Here is a 21,962-nt window from a genome sequence, read left to right as displayed (position 1 = left end):
CGCTGTTACTTTACTTTAAAGTCCCACACGCCGTCCCAATCGGGTTCGGGCGGATTTAGAGCAAAAAACTGACAGCGCTCCACGTAAAGCTGACTGGGACCGTCGTTTGGCACCAGTCGTAAGCATTGTTCAAAAAACTCTCTGGCCAGGTCCCACTGCTGCAGGCGGTAGGCGACCAGTCCCTGATTAAAAAGATCGAGCATTTCCATGAATTGATCGGTGTATGGCGTCTGGCGTGAGCCGATAAGCTCGTACACCTGCACCGGTTTGGTTTTGCCTTTGACGCGGATCAAATCCAATGGGCGAAAGATAAAATCTTCTTTCACGGCTTCATAGGTAAAATTACTCACCATAATTTTGGTTTTGTACGCTTTGTTTGCTCCTTCTAAGCGCGCGCCCAGGTTAACGTGGTCGCCAATCACCGTGTAATCGAACACCTTTTCCGAGCCCATGTTGCCCACAATCACTATGCCGGTATTGATGCCAATACGCACTTCAAACAGCGGCTTATGGGCCTGCTGCCATTTACGATTCAGCTTTTTTAGCTCCTGTTGCATTTCCAATGCGGCCAGGCAGGCTGCTTTTTGATGCCCTTCAAAATGGACAGGAACGCCAAATTCAGCCATGATGGCATCGCCTTCAAATTTGTCGATGATTCCATCATGCCGTAAGATGACATTGGTCATGGCCGTAAGGTATTCATTCAACTGGGTAACCAGCTCAGCCGGTTTCATGTGTTCTGACAGTGTGGTAAAGCCCGCAATGTCGGAAAACAGCACCGTAACCTCACGCTCTTCGCCGCCCAGAGCTAATTTTTCCGGATGGGCGATAATTTCCTGAATTAATTTTTCAGGAACGTAGTGCGAAAAAACGCCCCGCAACATCCGTTTTTCCTGCTGCGAAAGGATGTATTGATAGGAAATTTGACTGATGAAGCTAAATAAAATCACCAGCACGGGTGTGGTTATGGGAATTAATAGATGTCCTTTGGTAAAAAAGAGAATGGAGATCAGACCATAAGCCACAGATAGCAAAAAAAACAAAAATAAATTTAGTAATGTGGCTTTCTTTTGCACAGAGATTAAAATAAGCAAAGCAAGACAAATATTCAGCACGAACATGAACCAGGGATTGGCGACATCAATAAAGTTGCGGTCTAAAATAGATTGAATGGCATTGGCGTGGATTTCGACCCCGGGCATTTCAACGCGCGCCTTCTCTGCGCCGGAAAAGGCCTCCTGTAGAAAGGGTGTGGGGAAGTTATCATGTAGCTCCGGCATGGTAGAGCCAATTAAGACAATTTTATCTTTCAACTCGCCGGAATAGAGCAGCCCGGGCGGGATGCCGAGCGTGGAATCGCCAGGGTCGTCAAAGGCATCCACATCATATTCTTCGACCAGATCGACCTCCTGATCATCCAGAACATTATCGAACGACACATAAGGATAATGAAACGGCGGCCCGTAATAATTGATCAACATGTTTCTGGAATCGTATTTTGGCACAGCAATGTCGCCAATCCATACTTCGGAATCCAGGTCCTTAATTTCTGTCTCTGTTTGCAAATACAGTTGAATGATCTTTGCAGCAAAGGAGGGTAATAGCGAATCCTGAACGCGAGCCACCAATGGATAGCGGCGGTAAAAACCGTCAACATCAGCTTCCAGCGACACCAGCCCCCAGTTATTGTTGGCTTCGGTAAACTTGTGGTAGGGAGGCAACACTTCGATGGTGGAAATTCGGCCGCGGCGATGTTGAAGCTTCCCCGCCAATACCACGTTGGGATATCGCTTTAATACATGAGCCAGCGAATCATCGCTTTGAGGATTTGACACATCCGGTTGATCAAAAATAACATCAACGCCAATGACGGCCGCACCGGCTTTTTCAAGATTCTCAATAACATGGGCAAAATAAGAGCGGGGCCAGGGCCAGCGATGGGGCGTGGAAAGATCCGATTGATCATCTATGGCAAGAATGATCACCGATGAATTTTCAATCGGCAGCGCTCCTCGCAATTGAAATTTTAAATCCAGAAATTTTAACTCAAGGGTCTGAAACACGCTGGTATGGCTCAATAGATAAGCGCCAGACAGCGACAGAAAAAATAAAAGAAATATTATGCTCTTTTTGGGCTCAGGTTTTTGAATTTTCATGCGCTATTTTTAGAAAAATAATTCATATCGCGTTGAAAGTATTGTGTCTTTGTAATCACGGAAATTACCATAGTTGATGTAATCGAATCGTAAGCTTAAATTACCCAGCCTTTTTGTTCTTAAATAAAGACCTGCCGCAAAGTTCTGCCTTTTGTAGGTACGGGAAAGGGTCGAATTTTCAATCGTCTGAAAATTTCCGTTCACAAAAGGTTTTAACTGGCTGTTCCCCACAAAATTATCAATGATGTACTCCAGGCCTATGGTGTAGCGTACGATATCATTGGTCGTTTTTACATCCATTGCGCCAAATTCGCTGGCGCTTTTAGAATAGGTAAAACGCGAAACCAACTTAAACGGAAAATAGTTCCTCAGTCCAACCGTAAACAGGTTGTATTGCGATTGCGAAATCTTGTAAACATCGTCGCGCAGAAAATGATTTACGCTGACCGAAACCGTGTTGCGGATTTTCCCTGCAAAAAACTGATAGGTTCCTGAAAGTCCGATAGATTGCGTGGCATTATCTTCCGGGATGAAAAGCGAGTCTTCTTCGGTCACATCATTTTGACGTTTGTAGTTTATGTAGGTTAAAGAGACCGACGGCAGGTTGCTTTGCGGCATTAATGAAATCGACGCGCCGATGTCTTTGCTTGAAGTTTTGGCTATCCCCTGCGACTCACTGGTTTGATAGACGTTGTAAAAGATATTCATGAAAATACGATTGTTAAAAAAGCGCAGGTAATCGTTAATAAAAATACCGGAAATATCTTTTAAGAGGAATGGATTACCCGGCGTGTAATAATCGGCGTCAATTTTTTTGTACATAATGCTTAAACTGTTATTAAAATAATTAAAGCGGGCAGCCACATTAAAGGCAAAGGTCGGCAGGGGCGCCAGGCCGGGCGTAAGCGTCAAAAAGCCCGGTTTGGTAAAGATATTTATGATGCGTTCGGCCATGTTTTTTTCCGACTCACTCAGATCCAGAGTGGTTGCCAGCGTGTCAAAATCGATTTCTCCCGTGGCGTCCACATTTTTGATGCTGGCCTGAGCGCTGCCATGAATGACAATTCTGCGATTGTGCAAATTGATATCCAAGGAGCTTCCTACCACCAGGTACTCTTTGGGATTCCCGCCATATTGAATGGAAGCGGGGTCGTCCCTTCCGTTAACCAGATTAAGTGCCCAGCTAAAATGACTGCCAAAATTAAGCTGGGGCCTTAAGCTTACAAACTTTTGCGCGTAGGTTCCCCGACGAATTATTCTGGCAGGATCATCGGCAGCGGTCTGCCCTTCAATGGCGCGCAGCGACTGTCCCTGGGTGTAATCAAAATTAAAAAACTTACTGGTCAGCCCAACGCTTAAACCGCGAATGCGCCGTCCTTGCAAAACCAGCGGGTCATAATTGGGGAAAACATCGCCGCCCCACAAATACAGGTAATATTTGTACGAAAACTGATATTTTAAACGGGCGGAATAAATGTTTAATGGCTGACGATCGGCGCTTTCGTTAGAGTTTAACATCAAACGCGTATCGAGCTGAAATTTTCTGTAATTTAAATTTAAACGCAGCCCCGAGCGCGTGTAGTTTAAATTGTTTCGGGCAATGGTTTGCGTTCGATTGTCCAAAAACAACGAGCCTTTGTAAGAAAAAGCGTTGTTTTTTGAAGGCATATCACTAATTCTAAATTGAAATTGTTTATGGCCAACCAGAATGCCATCCGGATTGTAAACCTTAAAACTTACGGTATGGCTGCCGCTACGTACCGAAGAGGGCGTAAAATAAATAACGTGTCCTTCTGTCTGTAACCGGGAAGAATGATCCACCCCGTCTATGGTGATGCGATACGTCCATTTTTCCGGATGCTCAATATCCAGAGGGATGGAAAAGGCCAGAAAAACTTCATCGGGTTCAAGAACCTCATCCTCTTCAGGAGAGATTAAGTTAACTTCTATTTTTTTAATCGGAGTCCGTTGATTGGCAGGCAAAATTTCTATTTCGTAATAATTGCTGTACGGCGCGCCTTCGGGAAAGGTGTACGGCTGTCCGGTGGGGCCCTGCATGGCGAAATAATATTGCACTTTTCCAGGGTTTAATCTGGTAGTGGGAATTTCTGCATAGAACAAATAGCCGTCATTTTCCATGGGCAGGGCGTGAAAGTCAAACTCTCCCAGGCTCCGATAATAAACGGTCGGATAGAGGAGTGCCCCGTCGAAGTCCATCGACTGCAGCTCCAGGCGGAGTTTCTCGCCCTGTAAAACGGTTGACGGGGGCTGGTGATAAAAGCTTCCTGCATGTAAAAGACTGAAATTAAACCAGAATATTAAAAAACCAAGAATTATTTTTTTCATGACTTATCGCTATTCATTTTCTTTACGGATTTTAAACTTTATGGTTTTGGTATTGCCCCGGGCGTCTTCGAATTCGAGTCGAAATTCATCGGCGCGTTGGTCTTCTTTTAGTTCGGGTTTTTCCCCGCTGCGTGTTTTACGCACAATGGGCTTGCTGTTGGGCGAATTAACGATGCCGGTCATGCCGGCTTTAAGAAGAGCCACGCCGCGTCCATTAGAAATTTCAACAACCCCATCTTCCCCAAAATAGTAGGTCGCGCCTTTAAATTCTTGTTTAACCCAAAATTTTGTACCTTTAACCGAGGCCACGGAAGTTGGGGTGGTAACCCGAAATTCTCCTTTCTCTTTAAAGACTCTGTTAAATATGGAGCCTACTTCCAGATAGAGATTTTTAAATAGCGAGTTTTTTTGTTTTTTCCCTTCAAAACGGCAGAAAGAGTTAGCCTGAATTCGCACAACGCCGCCGTTATCAATGTACTTAATAATGGCAAAACTCTTTTGCTTGGTTAAAATACTTTGATTATGATAAATTCTTGTTCCTCGACGAACAGGTTTTCCTTTTTTACTTCCCTGATGAACTAAAAATACCTTTCCTTTAGCTTTAATGACAATAGCAATAGGCTCGTTGGCAGCCGTTAAAGAACTGAAAAGAAATATCAAAATAATTAGAACAATATACTTCAGATTAAACAACAATTTCATACCTACTCCAGGATTATTTCTCGGGGGCCTCAAAATCCACCAGTTCAATTTTTTCGGCCCGATAACTACTTAAAAGATTAAAAAATTGGTCCAATGTAATTTCTTCGCCATTGTAAACAATACGTTTAAGGCTGAAGTCCTTTAAATTGGCTTTGATGTCTGCAACACGGGCGCCTAACAATTGTTCCAAAAACATCCACAGTTCCGATTGAGCTAACTGGTCTTGCAGGTTGGCGCCCTGCTCGGGGTTTACCAGTCTGAATTGCCAGATTTCACTATCTACAAACTCTTCGCCGGAAGAGGTATTGACAAACATGCGAACCAGCCAGTAATAGGTCTTGCTGTATTCCAGCGGGATGGCGTTGCCGGCCTGGGGATATTGAATTGTGAACTGTGAGGTGCGCTCCGAAATCCAATTTGGCTGGCTGTTTATAATGTCATCAACCGATTGCATCATTTCCTTTTTCTCAAAAACCATTACCTGAAACTCGCTGCCGTTGCCGGTCCACTGAAAAAGCGGATACTGGCTAAAAATAGTGGGCACCTGATAAGAACCTGCGGGCGCTCCGGGCGCCACTGGGTTCAGATAGCTCGGGTTAACGGCTTTCAGGAGAATTTTTTCTTCTCTTGCCAGAGGTACGCTGGAATTAAGCTGCATGAGTTCAATGGTAAGAATGTACACGCCGACCGGCGCTTTGCCCGAAGACAAAATTTCGTCTCTTAATTTATCCGCTTCTGGTTCAATATTGGTTTGCTCGAAATGAACTTCCGTATCCGCCGTTTGGCCAAATCGATAGGTACCGGCAGAAAGAGTCAGATTGTTCAGAACATCCGATTGAAAGCTGGCCGGAATGTTAAAAGGCCGCGAAATGGTTGACATTAAAGGTTGATTATCTTTGGACAACAGAATGCGAAAGTAACAGTTTTCATACGCCCTGTCCGTATTTTTTCTGATTTCCAGTTCAAAGATCATCTCAGCCGTACCATAATTCTGAAAATCCACATCAGAGAGATAAAGCGTTTGCAATTGTTCGCCATCCAAAATAGTCAACCGCAGCGTAAAATCATTGCTAATCGTTTGCGCTGTTAACGAAGCATGTATTATTAAAAAGAAAACAATAAATATATTTATGATTTTTTTCACCTTACCTCCGGCGATTAAACTTTAACGTAAAGGTAATAAATAATTTAACCATGTCAAGCTGTAATCGTAAAAAAAGGGAATAAGTGACTTAGAACAAGTGAACGGACTCAATGATTCCGCTGACCAGGCTCGTAAACCTCTCTTTTACACGATTGGCTGTTTCCGTAACTTCATCATGCGTGAGTTTATTGTCGGTTATGCCGGTGGCAAAATTGGTGATGCAAGAGATACCAATAACCTTCATCCCTGCATGTACGGCGGCAATCACCTCCGGAACGGTGGACATGCTCACCGAGTCTCCGCCGAACTTACGAATCATCTTCACCTCTGCCGCTGTTTCGTAAGAAGGACCGGTGGTAACCCACAATACGCCATGTTTTAAAGCAATGCCTCGTTCCAGCGCAATTTGATCCACAATGTCAAAATATTCCCGTGTGTAAACGTCGGACATGTCCGGAAAGCGGGGCTCGCCAAACTCCAATTTACCGCGCAGAGGATTCTGAAACAGAAAATTAATGTGATCGGTAATCAACATCAAATCGCCGGGCTGTAAGCGGGGATTAACCGAGCCCGAGGCATTGGTGACTATGAGCAGAGGAACGCCAAGCATCTGCATAATACGCACGACAAAGGTTACATCCTGGATGGAATATCCTTCGTAAAAATGGGTTCTCCCTTTAACGGCCATGACATTTACGCCGGCGTGTTTACCAAAGACCAGCGCGCCGGCATGGCCTTCAACCGTAGATTTAGGGTAATGAGGGATGGTTTCTGTAGGAATGACCACCTTCTCTTCCAATGTATCGGCAAAAGGTCCCAAACCGCTCCCGAGAATGATGCCGATCTGCGGCTTGAGATCGGTGTGTTGTCTGATGTAAGCGACTGCCTGTTCAACGTTCTTTTTCAATTTATACCTCGCCTCTATTTAAACTCAATTCTAAAAGGTAACAACGCCAGCGGCTTGTTTTGCCATTGCGTAAAGATGCGTTCGGCGTTCTGCAAGCCTTTGAGCAAATTTTGTTCCTTTAAACCTGCCAGTGTTTCAATGTTGCTTAAAATTTCATTCAAAAACGATTTTTGCTTCGGGTAATAAACCAGGCGTACCGACTCCGCTTCCGGTATGCCGGCTCTTTGTTTGGCAATTTTCAGGGCGGTGTAAAAGGTCCCTACGGTGTCGATCAAACCGAGAGAAAAAGCCTGTTCGCCGGTCCACACTCGCCCGCGCGCCAGTTTTTCGGCCTCGTCAAAAGACATCTTTCTGGCCCGGGCTACTTTTTGTACGAAATCGCGATAGGATTGTTTAATAATTTTTTGAATGATGGCCAGCTCCTGTTTGCTCCACGGGCTAACAATGGAAAAGAGATCGGCGTTTTCGCCTTTTTGCACGGCTTCCACATTCAAGCCCAGCTTATCGTATGTGCCGGTAAAGTTGAATTTTCCGGCAAAAATTCCGATGGAGCCAACCAGGCTGTTGGGATTGGCGACAATGGTGTCGGCAGCCATGGCAATGAAATACCCGCCCGACGCTCCTAAATCGGAAATGGTAGCGATAACCGGTTTTTTCTTTTTTGCCTCCATAATGGCCCGCCAGATGGCCGCCGAAGGTAGTAAGGACCCGCCGGGGCTATCGATACGTAAGATGATGGCTTTAATGGATTTTGATTTTGCCGCGCGCTGGATATTGTCGATAATGGTTTTTGCGCCTAACAATTTGCCCAACCACGGATTGTCGCTCTCCGAACCGCTGTAAATGGTGCCCACACAGTTAATCACCGCCACCCGGCTTTTGTTGCGAATCTTTAATGAACTGATCGACACACGGGAATAGGTGGTAGCCGAAAGCTTTTTAATTCGTTTTTGCCTTTTTTTCAAAAGTGTTTTCAGGTCGCTGTAATAGGCCAGATCATCTACCAGCCCATATTCCAGCGCTTCTTTGCCCGAAAATCCGCTTACCCTGTTGATCAAGTATTCCACCTTTTCTGCGGGAATATCTCTGCTTTCACTAATGGTCTGAACAACATCGCTGAAATACTGATCGATCACCTCGTTTAAAACCTGGCGATGATAGGGCGACATTGTGTTGCGTGTGTAAACTTCGGGGGCGTTTTTGTACTCGGCGATTTGCAAAAACTGCGCTTCAACGCCAATCTTTTTAAAAAAGTCTTTATAAAAGGTTACTTCGCTGCGCACGCCCGTTAAAAAAAGGCTGGCGTCCGCAGGCATGAAAATCGAATCGGTGGCGCAGGCCAGGTAGTAATCGCGCGTAAAGGAGAAGTCGCTTCCCAGAAAGGCGTAAACCTTTTTGTCGCTTATGGCCTTAAATTTTTTAATCAGCGCGTACATTTCCTGAATCTGCGCAAAGCCGCCGTTAAAAAGTTCGGGGCGGATGACCACGGCATGAACGCGTTTATCGACGGCCGCCTTTTCCAGGTTTTCGCGAAACTTCTTCATGTCGAGCGTGGTTTTACCCAGCGCTTCTTCCATCGGATCCGGAGCCGCATAATCGGGTAAATCGCCCGACAGCTGGAATTCCAGGAAGGCGTGCCCCGGGATATCCGGCGAGGAATCAAACGCCGCGCTGAACAAAAAAAGTCCGCCAAAAATAATGATTACAAGACTTAAAAATACCGCTAAAAAAACCTGAAAAAACGTTTTCATTTGCCAAACCTCATCACAAAGAAATTAACACGCCGGCGATGGTTGCCGTCATAAATGTTGCCAGGGTACCGCCCAGCACGGCCTTCATGCCAAATTTGGCCAGGTCGCTCACACGCCGCGGGGCAATGCCGCCAATGCCGCCAATCTGAATGGCAATCGAAGAAAAGTTGGCAAAGCCGCACAGGGCGTAGGTGGAGATAATAATCGCTTTTTCGCTAAGCACCTGCTGAGGAATCAATTTGGAAAGATGCAAATAGGCGATGAATTCATTTAACACCACTTTTTCGCCGATTAACGAACCGACGTTAATGGCATCCTGCCAGGGCACTCCGATAATCCAGGCAATGGGGCTGAGCAGATAACCCAATACCAGCTCCAGCGAAACAGGCTGTCCGCCCTGCACGGTCAGGCCCAACATATCGGTAAAAACGCCCTTCAGAATCCAGTTAACCATGGCAATTAAAGCGATAAAAGCCAGCAGCATGCCGGCCACATTCAACGCCAATTTCAGACCGTCTGCCGCGCCGGTGGCGGCCGCTTCGATGACGTTGACCGAGGTGCGTTCAATGGGAACTTTTACATTGCCCATGGTCACCGACTCTTCGCGTTCGGGCATCAGAATTTTGGAAATGACGATGGTCGCCGGCGCGGCCATGATGCTGGCCGAAAGCAGATGCTTGGCGTAAAATAACTGTTGCGCGGGATCGCTTCCGCCCAACACGCCCACATAAGCGGCCAGTACGCCGCCGGCGATGGTGGCCATACCGCCGATCATTAGCGTCAATAGTTCGGATTTGGTCATGGGGTCCACATACGGGCGAACCACCAGCGGCGCTTCGGTTTGACCGATAAAAACATTGGCCGCAACAGAAATAGATTCGGCGCCGCTCACATTTAACGTTTTAGCCATCACCCAGGCCATGGCCTGCACAATTTTTTGCATAACGCCCAGATAGTAAAGAACGGACATCAGCGAAGAAAAGAAAATGATGGTTGGCAAAACCTGAAAAGCAAATATAAAACCGACCCCTTTTGCGGTGAGCTCCGCGGGAAAAGCCTGTTCAAACGTGCTATGATCGGCCAGTACGCCAAACACAAAACGCGAGCCTTCGTTGGTAAAGGAAATGATCTTTACAAAAAAGTGGCCAATCCAGTTAAAAACCGAGGCGCCCCAGGGCGTCAAGAGAACGAACATGGCGAAAACAATCTGCAATAAAATGCCCAAAATCACCTGTTTCCAGATGATGTGTTTACGGTCTGCAGAAAACAAAAAGGCGATACCGATTAAAGAAGCTAATCCGAAAAAACCAAATAGAATATCATAAATGGTTGATAACATGACCCTTATTTCTCCTCTTCTTCATCTTCTTCCGGAGCGTGAAAACAGTTACGGCAGCGCGCTTCGTAAATATTCGAAGCGCCTACAATGACTTTATCTTTTTGTTTGGTCTTACGATAGGTGTGATTGGCCGGATTGCCACAAACAACGCAAATGGCGTGCGTTTTGGTAATGTATTCGGCAACGGCCAGCAGTTGCGGGATGGGCTCAAAGGGTTTGCCCAGGTAATCCTGATCCAGACCGGCAATAATTACGCGTTTGCCCATGTTAGCCAGTTTTTGGCAGATGTTGACCAGAGAATCGTCAAAAAACTGCGCTTCGTCGATGCCAACCACCTGGGCCTCCAATGCTTTTTCCAGAATTTCCTGCGGACTTTCCACCACAATCGATTTGATTTTTTGTTTGTCGTGCGATACGATTTCGGTTGTGCTGTAGCGCGTATCTACCTTCGGTTTGAAAATAGCCACTTTTTGCCTGGCAATCATCGCTCGTTTTAAGCGGCGTATTAACTCTTCGGTTTTGCCGCTGAACATGCTGCCGCAAATAACTTCGATCCAGCCCGTGTGCCGGTGTACCACATGCATCATAAATTAAATCAGGCCTCCAGATTAATTTTTTCCTGCTGTAACAACAGAGAACGGATTTTAGTGGTTAAAATATCAATGGCTACCAGATTCTTTCCACCGCGCGGAATAATAATATCGGCGTAACGCTTGGATGGTTCTATGAATTGAAAATACATGGGGCGCACGGTGTTTTCATACTGGGTAATAACAGATTCCACACTCCGTCCGCGTTCTTCGATATCCCGCTGCAGCCTGCGAATAAAGCAGATATCCAGGGCGGTGTCAATAAACACACGGATGTCCATCAGGTTGCGTAATTTGGGCTCATTCAAAACCAGAATGCCCTCTAAAATGACAATGGTGTGCGGGCCGACCGTACGCGTTTCTTTTAAACGACTGTGCGTTTTATAATCATAAATGGGATGGGCGACGGTTTTACCCTGCAGTAATTTGGTTAAATGCTCGGCCAGCAGATCGTGATCAAACGCATCCGGATGGTCAAAATTGCGCCCTGCCCGCGCATCCAGCGGAATGTCTGACAGGTCTTTGTAGTAAGAATCTTCCTGAATTAAAACAACCTTATCGGAGCCCAGCCGTTCGATAATGGTGTTGGCCACCAGCGTTTTCCCGGAGCCGGACGCTCCGGCAATTCCGATCAGAATACCTCGCTTCATTTCTCTCCAAGATTTGATTCGTCAAATGCGTGGGGTAAAAGTTCTTTTAATTTATATTTTTGGGTATCTTTGCCGTTGCTTAAAATGATCTCAATATCCGGAGCGTAATCGTAGAGCAACTGCCTGCATGCGCCGCAAGGCGGAGTAAATGAGCCGTCCTTAGCCACAATGGCGATGGCTTCAAACTGATCAATGCCTTCGGAAAGCGCTTTGGTTAAGGCAACGCGTTCGGCACAAATGGTTAACCCGTAAGAACTGCTTTCCACATTAGATCCGGTAATGATTTGACCGTCTCTGGTGAGCAGGGCGGCGCCGACCTGAAAATTTGAGTAGCGCGCCCGGGCAAATTTACGCGCCTCCCGGGCAGCTTTGATTAATTTTTCCATAGCGCATCTTCTTTTTTTTTCACATTACTTTAATTTAAAAAGAAACTCGATAAAATAAAAACAAATATTTGAAATGATTGTGCCGTAATCCTCACCCCCTGGCCCCCTTTTCCGAAAATCGGGAGAGGGGAATTAAAGTGGATGCGGGAAAGAGAAACTTTAAAAAAATACATCAGTCCACTCTAAAAAGGAATTATTATCGACTTTCATTTAAATAGGACTATTGTTTTTATTTAAATTACATAAAATATATTCGTGTCCATTCGTGAAATTCGTGGTTTTTATACTGAACTCATTAATGCTTAACGCCCGAATTTTGCACTCTAACCCTTAAAACAGGATCGATTCCTGCAAGCACCGCCCGCCGCCCATCATTTTATTTCAGCAAAATCATCTTCTTTATTTTTCGAAAAAGAATGCGCTCATTTTGCAAAACCGTTAGACGATAAAAATACACACCCGATGGCAAATAGGTGGCTACAATATTAATTTTTTGTTGACCGGAGCTAAAATATTTTTCGTGTGTTGGCAAAATGCTTCGACCGCGCACATCAAAAAACTCAAGTCGAACAAGCGCGCTCTGCTTCAAGTAGAATGAAATCGTTGTTGCAGGATTAAACGGGTTGGGGAAATTTTGAAATAGGCGGTAATCCAATGGCTTGCGCGCCAGATCTTGCAGGCCGGTCAACGTGTCTTTCACCGCCACCACGGCCGTATCCTGATCAAAAGCGCTGCTGTCATCGATGAGCCTGGCAAACAAATAGGCAGATCCGGAAAAAGTGTCTGTCCACAGCGTAAGGGTTTGCGTTTGCGCTGAATAGTCCCAGGCAATTTGCGAATCGGAAAGGCTGAACTGCCAGCTTAGCTTCTCGAGCGGTGAATCGACGTCGCGGGCAAAAGGCGTCAGCAGGAGTTTTAATGAATCGCCTTTAAAAAAGGTAAGACTGTCCGGGAAACCCACAATTTGCGGTGGATCGTTAACCGCCGCCACATGAACCATAACCCTGCCGGAATCGAGATTAACTCCATCGCTGACCTTTAAGAAGAGCGAATCGATGCCGAACCAGTCCGCATCGGCAAAAAGGCGGTGCCCGTCGTTCAGCACTTTACTTTTGACCTGCGCTCCCTGGGTAAGCGCAAATTGCAGCAGACTGTCCGGCGTGTCCGCATCTTCCACAAATGGATGCCAGAAGGAAAATGGCACAAAAAGGCTGTCATCTTCTGACAGAAAAAGGTCGGGCAGCGCGTCCACAATGCGCGGCGCGTCGTTGACCGGATTGACCGTAAAACGGGCCGTGTCCGAGTCGCTCAATCCGCCGGGATCGGTGGCCGTGAAGGTGATGGTTTCCGCGCCGTTCCAGTTGGAATCCGGCGTACTGACGGTAGCCACGCGATTGGCGTCAATGGACACGATGAGTTCCTTGTTGCCAGAGTACGTCCAGCTCATTTCGCTGTCGGCATTGTCCGCATCCGAAACGTAATCGTCCAGATTGATTTTCGTAAAGCTCTGACCTTCGTCGATGGTTTGATCCGGAATGTCCGAAACCACCGGTGGGTCGTTTTGATTTTTGACCGTTAAATTGTAATCCTGCTGATCCGTGGCGTTCTGGCTGTCCTTCACCTGTACGGAAACCGGATGAACGCCAACGTCGCTGTTGGTCGGCGTGCCGCTGATCAGACCACTCTGGGCGTCAATGCTCAAAAAGGCCGGCGCGGTGAGCAGGCTGTAGGTCAACGTTTCGTTGGAATCCGGGTCTTCGGCCGTTACCTGGTAATGGTAAAGCTGATCCTGAATGGCGATGGTGTCCGGCGTTGAAGTGATTTTGGGTGCGTCGTTCACCGGATTGACCGTAAAACGGGCCGTGTCCGAGTCGCTCAATCCGCCGGGATCGGTGGCCGTGAAGGTGATGGTTTCCGCGCCGTTCCAGTTGGAATCCGGCGTACTGACGGTAGCCACGCGATTGGCGTCAATGGACACGATGAGTTCCTTGTTGCCAGAGTACGTCCAGCTCATTTCGCTGTCGGCATTGTCCGCATCCGAAACGTAATCGTCCAGATGGATTTGCGTAAAACTCTGACCTTCGTCGATGGTTTGATCCGGAATGTCCGAAACCACCGGCGGATCATTTTGATTTTTGACCGTTAAGTTGTAATCCTGCTGATCCGTGGCGTTCTGGCTGTCCTTCACCTGCACCGAAACCGGATGAACGCCAACGTCGCTGTTGGTCGGCGTGCCGCTGATCAGCCCCGTCTGGGCGTCGATGCTCAAAAAGGCCGGCGCGGTGAGCAGGCTGTAGATCAACGTTTCGCTGGAATCCGGGTCTTCGGCCGTTACCTGGTACTGGTAAAGCTGATCCTGAATGGCAATGGTGTCCGGCGTGGAAGTGATTCGGGGCGCGTCGTTCACCGAATTGACCGTAAAACGGGCCGTGTCCGAGTCGCTCAATCCGCCGGGATCGGTGGCCGTGAAGGTGATGGTTTCCGCGCCGTTCCAGTTGGAATCCGGCGTACTGACGGTAGCCACGCGATTGGCGTCAATGGACACGATGAGTTCCTTGTTGCCAGAGTACGTCCAGCTCATTTCGCTGTCGGCATTGTCCGCATCCGAAACGTAATCGTCCAGATGGATTTGCGTAAAACTCTGACCTTCGTCGATGGTTTGATCCGGAATGTCCGAAACCACCGGCGGGTCATTTTGATTTTTGACCGTTAAGTTGTAATCCTGCTGATCCGTGGCGTTCTGGCTGTCCTTCACCTGTACGGAAACCGGATGAAGGCCAACGTCGCTGTTGGTCGGCGTGCCGCTGATCAGCCCCGTCTGGGCGTCAATGCTCAAAAAGGCCGGCGCGGTGAGCAGACTGTAGGTCAAGGTTTCGTTGGAATCCGGGTCTTCGGCCGTTACCTGGTACTGGTAGAGCTGATCCTGAATGGCGATGGTGTCCGGCGTGGAAGTGATTTTGGGCGCGTCGTTCACCGGATTGACCGTAAAACGGGCCGTGTCCGAGTCGCTCAGTCCGCCGGGATCGGTAGCCGTAAAGGTGATGGTTTCGCTGCCGTTCCAGTTGGAATCCGGCGTACTGACGGTGGCCACGCGATTGGCGTCAATGGACACGATGAGTTCCTTGTTGCCAGAGTACGTCCAGCTTATTTCGCTATCGGCATTGTCCGCATCTGAAACGTAATCGTCCAGATTGATTTGCGTAAAGCTCTGACCTTCGTCGATGGTCTGATCCGGAATGTCCGAAACCACCGGTGGGTCGTTTACAGGGTTAACCGTGAAGGTAGCCGGGTCGCTGTCGGAAAGGCCACCCGGATCGGTAGCGGTAAAGGTTATGGTTTCCGAGCCATTCCATTCGGAATCGGGCACGCTAACCGTGCAGACGTGCGTTGCGGGATCAATTGAAACCGTTAATTGTACGTTTCCGCTGTACGACCAGTTTATTTCCGCATCGCTATTATCTACATCGCTCACATAATCGTCCAGATCAAACGAAGTAAAACTTTGTCCTTCATCAATGGTCTGATCGGGAATGTCTGAAACTACGGGTGGATCGTTGACCGGATTAACCGTGAAGGTAGCCGGGTCGCTGTCGGAAAGGCCGCCGGGATCGGTGGCCGTAAAGGTGATGGTTTCGCTGCCGTTCCAGTTGCTGTCCGGCGTACTGACGGTAGCCACGCGATTGGCGTCAATGGACACGATGAGTTCCTTGTTGCCAGAGTACGTCCAGCTCATTTCGCTGTCGGCATTGTCCGCATCCGAAACGTAATCGTCCAGATGGATTTGCGTAAAGCTCTGACCTTCGTCGATGGTTTGGTCGGGAATGTCCGAGACAACCGGCGGGTCGTTCACCGGAGTTACCGTAAACGTGGCCGAATCGGAATCGGAAAGTAAAGAAGGGTCGGTGGCCGTGAAGGTAATGGTTTCCGAGCCGCTCCATTCTTCATTGGGCACAGAAATCGTACAAACGTGTGTAACCGGATCGATGGACACAATTAAATCCTGATTGCCGCTGTAAGTCCAGGTGATTTCGTCGTCTGTGTTGTCGGCGTCTGTCACGTAATCGTCCAGATCAAAAGAGGTAAAGCTCTGCCCTTCTTCAATGGTTTGATCAGGGATGTCCGAAACCACGGGCGGATTGATCGGTTTTAAATAGGTGACTTCCAAATCCCAGCTTTCGATGGTCGAGTTGTTGTTGTAGTAGGTGTCGTCAAAGGCTTTGAGCGTCCAGACGCCTTTGGCGTTTAAGCCGTCGAAGACGAACAGGGCGTTGTCCGGTTTAAAGGTTCCAGTGTAGGGACTGGCGCCCTGGTAAAGAGGGGTTGCGGCCTCGTCGTCTAATTTGGTGTTCTGGTATTCCGATTGGCCGTCGCCGTTGTGGCTGGCCGGCCCGCTGGCGATTCCCGCTGGCGATTCCAGGGCCAGCGCCAGATCGTTAATGAAACCCGAAACGGTTAGCGTCATGTTCAAATCAACGATTGGGCGGTCGTCCGGAATGTTCAGCGTGGAGGTAAAAAAGATGTTGTCGTCATTGATGTTTACCGGTACGTCGCTGCTGGCGTAGGTCTGAGTGGCGAAATCTCCTATGTAAAATTTTAGAAATTTGGGCGGCAGAGTGAGCAAATCGCCTTTAAACGGGTAGGTGTTTTGTCGGGGCTGGGCTGCGTTGTCCGTTGCTGTGATGTAATATTCGACCAGATTACCCCAGCTCTGGGCTGGAATGGTAAAATCGTACTGGTTGCCGGTGGGACCGTCTTCATCAATGACTTTTTGCCAGGTGCTGGTGTCGCCCTGAAAAATGGTGCGGTAAAACAGGGCCGGTTGATTTTCGCCGCTGGCCAGACCGTCGGCATCGGTAATGATGGCCGAAACGATTGGCGGGTCCACGCTGGAGGTCGGCTGAAGCATGGTGTGCGAAATAAGCGGCCCGTCGCCATTTTCATTAAAGGCCAGTTGAACCGCCTTGTAAGCATTGACCCGTCCGTAGCCCACATGCTCGTTCCAGCCGTTTTCATCAAAGGCGTAGCGGTCGATTTTGTCCGCCGAACGCTGTAAAATGTCCTGCACCTGAGCGGCCGTCAAATTGCTGTCTGCCGCCAACACCAGAGCGGCCACGCCGGAAACGTGTGGGCAGGCTGCGGAAGTGCCGCCAAAGTGATCAAAATAATCGCCATCCACATAGCCATCAACGCCGGCAATATCCGTGGTGTAAACAATGGTCGGCGCCACCAGATCGAGCGCCGGGCCGTAATTGCCACCCCAACTACGTTGATAATCCTGACTGCCGGGATTCTTTTTCTCATCGAACATGTTAGAAGCGCCAACGGCAATAACGTTGTCAAGGTAAGCCGGGTAGCTGACGTTGCCGCTGCCGCCATTGCCGCTGGAAAAGACCACCACGCAGCCCTTACCGTTGCGGCCCTGTGTTTTAGCCCGCTGAATGGCGTCTTCCAGAGCCTGGCTGGGCGAAGAGCCACTCCAGCTATTGCTAATGACGTCGGCGCCATGTTGCCAGGCGTAATCCATGGCCTCGGCGTAGCCCGCATCGTCGGCGCTGCCGTAAACGGTAAACACTTTTAAGGGCAAGATTTTAGAGCGGAAAGCAATGCCGGACACGCCCAGACCGTTGTCGCCAATGGCCGCCACAATGCCCGCCGTGCTGGTGCCGTGACCCTGAATGTCGTTGGCGTCGCTGCCGTTATCCGGCGTGTAATCTACCCCTTTGCTAAACAGGTTGTCCGCCAGATCGGGGTGGTCTAAATCGACGCCGCTATCTAACATGGCAACCAGAATATCCGGACTGCCGCCAGCGGCCAGACCATGATTCATCAGCACATCCCAGGCCTGGTCTGCATCGATGTCGGCGTCGGGGTAACCGTTTACATAAGCAGGCAGGCTGTTGTCTTTGGTAGCCGTTACTACCGATTGCCCGGTGTTCTTGTGTGCCCACTGCTGCGGCCACAGGGGGTCGTTCACATCGTAGTTGAGGGTTTCCCAGTTCAGGTAGATGAAATTAGGCTGGGCGTAGAGCGCTTCTGGTAAATCGGTGTAAAAATTGGCCGCCTCCAGGCCGTTCCATTTTTGTTCCGGCACAGTGCGTAAAAGATAGGTGTTCTCCAGCAAGGGTTTAACGATTTCCACGCCATTTTCTTGATTGATGCGCTGGATTTGTTCTAAAGTGACGTCGGGATGAAAACGCGCCAGAAACGTTCGGTTAACCGCCTGGCGTACGGCGCTTCCTGCCCTTCGAAAAATAGGCGTGGCCAGCACGATTTGTGGATCGGCCGACAAACGCTGGATGAGATCGAGCAATTGTTGTTGATCAATGATTTGATTGAGTCGCACCAGCGGCATGTTTCGTTCCCATACCGGGTGGTCTATTTCAAAACGGAACAGGTACTTTTGCAGGATGGCCTTCATTTGCTGACGGCTGATGGAAGATTTAAATTCAACCGCAAGCTGATCTTTTAAGGGGTAGAGTTCAATTTGCTGATTCCGGTATTGGTAATAAAAAAAACTGGTTTGAGCCCTCAGGGGAAGAACAAAGCCGATGAGTAGTATGAATAATGTAAATCGTTTCATGATGTTTTCCAATCAATAATTTTTGAAAGAACCTTCCTTCCCGATTGATCCGTAATTTAATGAAAATTTAAATTAAGCGGTTATGTTTTAAATCAAAATAACGGCTGGAGAAGCGCGATTCATGGACGGGAATCATTGGCCCGGCTTGCATTGTGCCCCGGGCGAAAAAAGGCTGGGGAGATGGTAGTTGGTTAATTAGTTGAATAGTTAAATAGTTTAATGGTTAGCTGATAGTGTCACAGGTTTTTTACGATGGTCTGCGAAATTAATGAAAAAATGGCGTTTAATAACGAATTGGGGCGAGTGGTTTACGCTTTAATTTTAACCTGTCACTTGTTACGCATTACAAACATTAAGCACTTTGCGCATTGCACCAATGCAACGCATTTTTCCTGGCATTACCTGGAGGAAATATGATTCTCCCTGTCAAATAAAGCTTTCGGACAACCCAATTGCGTTTCATAATTGCAACAAACAATACCCCAAAACGTTGCATTGGTGAAACAAAAAAAGGCACGATTTCAGGCGTTTATTTTTGTAACCATAATAAAATCAACAGGCTAAAATTTTTGGCATTAAAATTGAGAGTATATTTAATAAGCGTTTCGTTTGAAAGAGGAATAAAATGCGTCATTTACTTTTAATCTTAAGCCTTGTAACCCTCAGTTTTTTGATTCATTGTTCCCACAAAAGCAGCCCCACCGAACCGCAGGAGACGTCCGACCTTTCAGTGAACATGCTATTAAAGCCGGCCACAGAAAATGGCTACAACGTAACGCGCGTGCATGTAAAAATCACGCGTAACACATTTACCGACAGCATGGATTTAACCATCAACGGCGAAAGCGCCAGCGGCACATTTACGGATTTAAAAGTGGGCGTTTATCAGATTGAGGTTTGGGTTTATGAAGACACCACGCTCATTGCCACCGGCTCCGGCACAGGCGAGGTAAAAGCCGGACAAACGGTAAACGTGACCATCAACGTAACCTTTTTGACTGGCAACTTAGGGGTGACAGTGAATTGGGGGAGTACAACGGTGGAGCCGAATACAATATTTTTTGAAGTGGAAACGGGAGCTACGGTAGATTTAAAAGGTGTAAATAGTATCGTTAATGGGAAGATAAATGATAACAATGTAGAGTGGGAAGAAAGTTTATCTTCTTATAATGTGCCAGTTGCTAGCTGGATTCAACCTGCTGAATTCCCTGAAGATGTAAAATTAGTATTTAAATTATCCAATCAAGGTAAGTTTTCTGTAAAAGCCTATTGCATCACGGAAAATTATGAACACCTTTTCACTATATTAAGTTTCAGAAAAAGATGTAAGGCAATAGATACAAGAAGTCCTTCTGATAAGTGGACAAAAGGAAGTTATTATACGAATGATGTTCCTTATGATTTTAAAGACTTGAAAGAGTATTTTTTTTGGGATTTTCTTATTACACGTATTTTGCAATATGAATATGGATATTTATATGAACAGGGATGTACTAGTGGCGGGCCTTCGCACAGTATAGATTTTAAATACCTATGTAGTAAATATTCGAGTCTGTTAAACGGCCTGAGTTTCCCAATTTCTATCGTTTTATCTGGAATTATTCATCAACAAGCAGATTACAGTTGGTTTCCGGAAAATGAAAAAAAATTTGCCGAATGGCGAAATTCACATTTTTCAATGGCTCCTAAAGATGTATGGGATCTTAATTTTTCTGGAAAGCGGTATTTTGATATTGAAATTACAAATCCTAAAAGAATATGTACCTTTGCAGATGCTTGGAATGACAATAGTAATTCAAGTTCTATAAAAATAAATGGAACAACAGTAGTGTCACGAACATATTGCTGTGGCACGGAAGAGTTTGATTTTTCAACAATTCCCAATAAAATTGAATTTAATGCTTATTCCGTATGGTCATTTATTGGACCAGTCATTACCATAATTACACAAGCAGATAATGTAACCGTTTCCAATTGGCATGAGGAGCGTGATGGGGTAGTTGATCCTGCGGATTCTTGGGATAAAAATCCTAAGCCGTTAATTTTGAAGGTTGATCAAAATGGAACAAGTATTGTTAATTAAAAATAACATTAGAAAGGTTTAAACAATGAAAAGGATTCTAATTAGTCTTTTACTATTCTTTTTTCTCATCAGTTTAAGCTGCACTAGGGATAAAAATGCTCTTGGGTATAAAAATAATAATTTCTTGAATGGAGAATGGAAATTAGAAAAAACAAATCAAATCGATGGAGACTGGATTTATACAATATCCAAATATATCTATAAATTTGATGGCGAAAACTTTGAAAGATCTTTTTACTTTGAAGGACATGATATAAATAATCCGTCTGATAAGGAGACCTATTCTGAAATAATAAAAGGCACTTATTCTATCATTTCAGAAAATTTATTTGATTTGGTTATTACTTATTTCGAAAGAAATGATACAAAACATGAAAATATTAATCTTAATCTTAAAATCATCTATAATAAAATAGATGATGATCACATTGAGTTTAGTACGGAAGATATCGGCGAAGCTACAACAGAATTAACACAGATTTCAGGGGAATCTGGAACTCTAATAAATAGTGCATTCCATTATTACATAACAGTATCTGATTCCGAATATTTGCATTTTAAATATCTCTTTACAAATAATTTATTATTAAAATCTAAAACAATGACAGCTTCAATGAACTTGCCCAATGAATGGGCCCATGTTGATTCATTAAAAATAGACATAATAGATTCTAAATCCTTTTATATCTGGTGGGATGAAACAACTCAAAATAAATCTTATATGATGTACATTTTTTACAATGATAAACTTTACTTAGGTAAAAATTATGAAAAATTTTACAGAGTTAAATAACAACCTATTTATGAGTGGAATAAATTAATTGTGAGAAAACAATATGTTAAAAAAAATTTTAATATCCATCTTTTTTCTGCTGGCCCCATCTCTTTTTGCGCAAAATTATACGCTGGAATTACATTTAAACAATGGCAGCGTGATTAACTTTCCGGTAGCAGAAATTCAAAAAATCATCTTTGAAGGCGTTACGGATATTGAAGACGCGCAGCGAATTGTTCAGGCAATAAAAACGTTTAAGGTATTGAAAAACTATCCTAATCCGTTCAATCCCAGTACGACTATCGAGTACCAACTACCCCGTAATGGCAAAGTGGAAATCAGGATTTATAATCTCGTTGGGCAGCTGGTAAAAACTCTTGTTTCTGAAAATCAAGGGGCAGGCAAGCACAGAGTAAAATGGAATGGACGCGATAAACAGGGAAATAAAGTAGCCAGCGGATTATACATTTACCAGGTAACTTTTGGTAATGAGCGCATTTCCAAAAAGATGATATTAGTAAAATAGTCCAGAAGAATAAACGGCCAATCAAAG

Annotated in this window: 14 protein-coding genes; 3 read left to right on the top strand and 11 right to left on the bottom strand. The window is 46.2% G+C overall.

Going from position 1 to position 21,962, the window contains the following annotated elements; translation table 11 throughout:
• Positions 1-5: 5 nt before the first annotated feature.
• The 11 genes from Cabys_RS00680 to Cabys_RS00630 form a co-directional block, all read right to left on the bottom strand.
• Positions 6-2,156, bottom strand: a complete 2,151-nt coding sequence (locus tag Cabys_RS00680; protein WP_006927438.1) for a CHASE2 domain-containing protein — start codon at positions 2,154-2,156, stop codon at positions 6-8.
• A gap of 9 nt (positions 2,157-2,165) precedes the next feature.
• Positions 2,166-4,502 (bottom strand): hypothetical protein, encoded by a 2,337-nt coding sequence (locus tag Cabys_RS00675; RefSeq protein WP_006927439.1) that lies wholly within the window; start codon positions 4,500-4,502, stop codon positions 2,166-2,168.
• Between the two features lie 9 nt (positions 4,503-4,511).
• Positions 4,512-5,204 (bottom strand): FecR family protein, encoded by a 693-nt coding sequence (locus Cabys_RS00670; RefSeq protein WP_006927440.1) that lies wholly within the window; start codon positions 5,202-5,204, stop codon positions 4,512-4,514.
• Positions 5,205-5,217: 13 nt separating this feature from the next.
• Positions 5,218-6,348 (bottom strand): hypothetical protein, encoded by a 1,131-nt coding sequence (locus Cabys_RS00665; protein ID WP_006927441.1) that lies wholly within the window; start codon positions 6,346-6,348, stop codon positions 5,218-5,220.
• 88 nt (positions 6,349-6,436) lie between these two features.
• Entirely contained in the window at positions 6,437-7,255 is an 819-nt protein-coding gene (locus tag Cabys_RS00660) for a purine-nucleoside phosphorylase (protein ID WP_006927442.1), read from the bottom strand.
• Between the two features lie 14 nt (positions 7,256-7,269).
• Positions 7,270-9,006 (bottom strand): signal peptide peptidase SppA, encoded by a 1,737-nt coding sequence (gene sppA, locus Cabys_RS00655; protein WP_006927443.1) that lies wholly within the window; start codon positions 9,004-9,006, stop codon positions 7,270-7,272.
• Between the two features lie 13 nt (positions 9,007-9,019).
• The gene (locus Cabys_RS00650) at positions 9,020-10,345 is read right to left on the bottom strand and encodes a NupC/NupG family nucleoside CNT transporter (RefSeq protein ID WP_006927444.1); all 1,326 of its coding nucleotides are present in this window, start codon (positions 10,343-10,345) and stop codon (positions 9,020-9,022) included.
• A 5-nt stretch (positions 10,346-10,350) separates the two neighbouring features.
• The gene (locus tag Cabys_RS00645; RefSeq protein ID WP_006927445.1) at positions 10,351-10,932 is read right to left on the bottom strand and encodes a thymidine kinase; all 582 of its coding nucleotides are present in this window, start codon (positions 10,930-10,932) and stop codon (positions 10,351-10,353) included.
• A gap of 8 nt (positions 10,933-10,940) precedes the next feature.
• Entirely contained in the window at positions 10,941-11,585 is a 645-nt protein-coding gene (gene udk / locus Cabys_RS00640) for a uridine kinase (RefSeq protein WP_006927446.1), read from the bottom strand.
• On the bottom strand, positions 11,582-11,971 hold the full coding sequence (cdd, locus tag Cabys_RS00635; protein WP_006927447.1) for a cytidine deaminase: 390 nt from the start codon (positions 11,969-11,971) through the stop codon (positions 11,582-11,584). The genes udk and cdd overlap by 4 nt, the downstream gene beginning before the upstream one ends.
• 376 nt (positions 11,972-12,347) lie before the next feature.
• Positions 12,348-18,551, bottom strand: a complete 6,204-nt coding sequence (locus tag Cabys_RS00630; RefSeq protein ID WP_071961245.1) for a tandem-95 repeat protein — start codon at positions 18,549-18,551, stop codon at positions 12,348-12,350.
• Positions 18,552-19,176: 625 nt separating this feature from the next.
• Between Cabys_RS00630 and Cabys_RS00625 the strand changes: the two genes are divergently transcribed.
• The 3 genes from Cabys_RS00625 to Cabys_RS00615 are packed head-to-tail and all read left to right on the top strand — an operon-like array spanning position 19,177 to position 21,935.
• Positions 19,177-20,634, top strand: a complete 1,458-nt coding sequence (locus tag Cabys_RS00625) for a hypothetical protein (protein WP_006927451.1) — start codon at positions 19,177-19,179, stop codon at positions 20,632-20,634.
• A 25-nt stretch (positions 20,635-20,659) separates the two neighbouring features.
• Positions 20,660-21,427: a hypothetical protein gene (locus Cabys_RS00620; RefSeq protein ID WP_006927452.1), complete on the top strand. Its 768-nt coding sequence runs from the start codon at positions 20,660-20,662 to the stop codon at positions 21,425-21,427.
• A 43-nt stretch (positions 21,428-21,470) separates the two neighbouring features.
• Positions 21,471-21,935: a FlgD immunoglobulin-like domain containing protein gene (locus tag Cabys_RS00615; RefSeq protein WP_006927454.1), complete on the top strand. Its 465-nt coding sequence runs from the start codon at positions 21,471-21,473 to the stop codon at positions 21,933-21,935.
• Positions 21,936-21,962: the final 27 nt, after the last annotated feature.

This window comes from Caldithrix abyssi DSM 13497, from assembly GCF_001886815.1.
Classification (GTDB): Bacteria; Calditrichota; Calditrichia; order Calditrichales; family Calditrichaceae; genus Caldithrix; species Caldithrix abyssi.
The sequence above is the reverse complement of the archived record's forward strand: the minus strand, read 5'-3'. Positions and strand labels throughout refer to the sequence as shown.

What these genes read in the sequence shown, in the direction of transcription:
- cdd (WP_006927447.1), bottom strand. Translation starts at nt 11,971, where the DNA reads ATGGAAAAATTAATCAAAGCTGCCCGGGAGGCGCGTAAATTTGCCCGG.
- Cabys_RS00615 (WP_006927454.1), top strand. Translation starts at nt 21,471, where the DNA reads ATGTTAAAAAAAATTTTAATATCCATCTTTTTTCTGCTGGCCCCATCT.
- Cabys_RS00645 (WP_006927445.1), bottom strand. Translation starts at nt 10,932, where the DNA reads ATGATGCATGTGGTACACCGGCACACGGGCTGGATCGAAGTTATTTGC.
- Cabys_RS00680 (WP_006927438.1), bottom strand. Translation starts at nt 2,156, where the DNA reads ATGAAAATTCAAAAACCTGAGCCCAAAAAGAGCATAATATTTCTTTTA.
- sppA (WP_006927443.1), bottom strand. Translation starts at nt 9,006, where the DNA reads ATGAAAACGTTTTTTCAGGTTTTTTTAGCGGTATTTTTAAGTCTTGTA.
- Cabys_RS00650 (WP_006927444.1), bottom strand. Translation starts at nt 10,345, where the DNA reads ATGTTATCAACCATTTATGATATTCTATTTGGTTTTTTCGGATTAGCT.
- udk (WP_006927446.1), bottom strand. Translation starts at nt 11,585, where the DNA reads ATGAAGCGAGGTATTCTGATCGGAATTGCCGGAGCGTCCGGCTCCGGG.
- Cabys_RS00670 (WP_006927440.1), bottom strand. Translation starts at nt 5,204, where the DNA reads ATGAAATTGTTGTTTAATCTGAAGTATATTGTTCTAATTATTTTGATA.
- Cabys_RS00625 (WP_006927451.1), top strand. Translation starts at nt 19,177, where the DNA reads ATGCGTCATTTACTTTTAATCTTAAGCCTTGTAACCCTCAGTTTTTTG.
- Cabys_RS00675 (WP_006927439.1), bottom strand. Translation starts at nt 4,502, where the DNA reads ATGAAAAAAATAATTCTTGGTTTTTTAATATTCTGGTTTAATTTCAGT.
- Cabys_RS00620 (WP_006927452.1), top strand. Translation starts at nt 20,660, where the DNA reads ATGAAAAGGATTCTAATTAGTCTTTTACTATTCTTTTTTCTCATCAGT.
- Cabys_RS00630 (WP_071961245.1), bottom strand. Translation starts at nt 18,551, where the DNA reads ATGAAACGATTTACATTATTCATACTACTCATCGGCTTTGTTCTTCCC.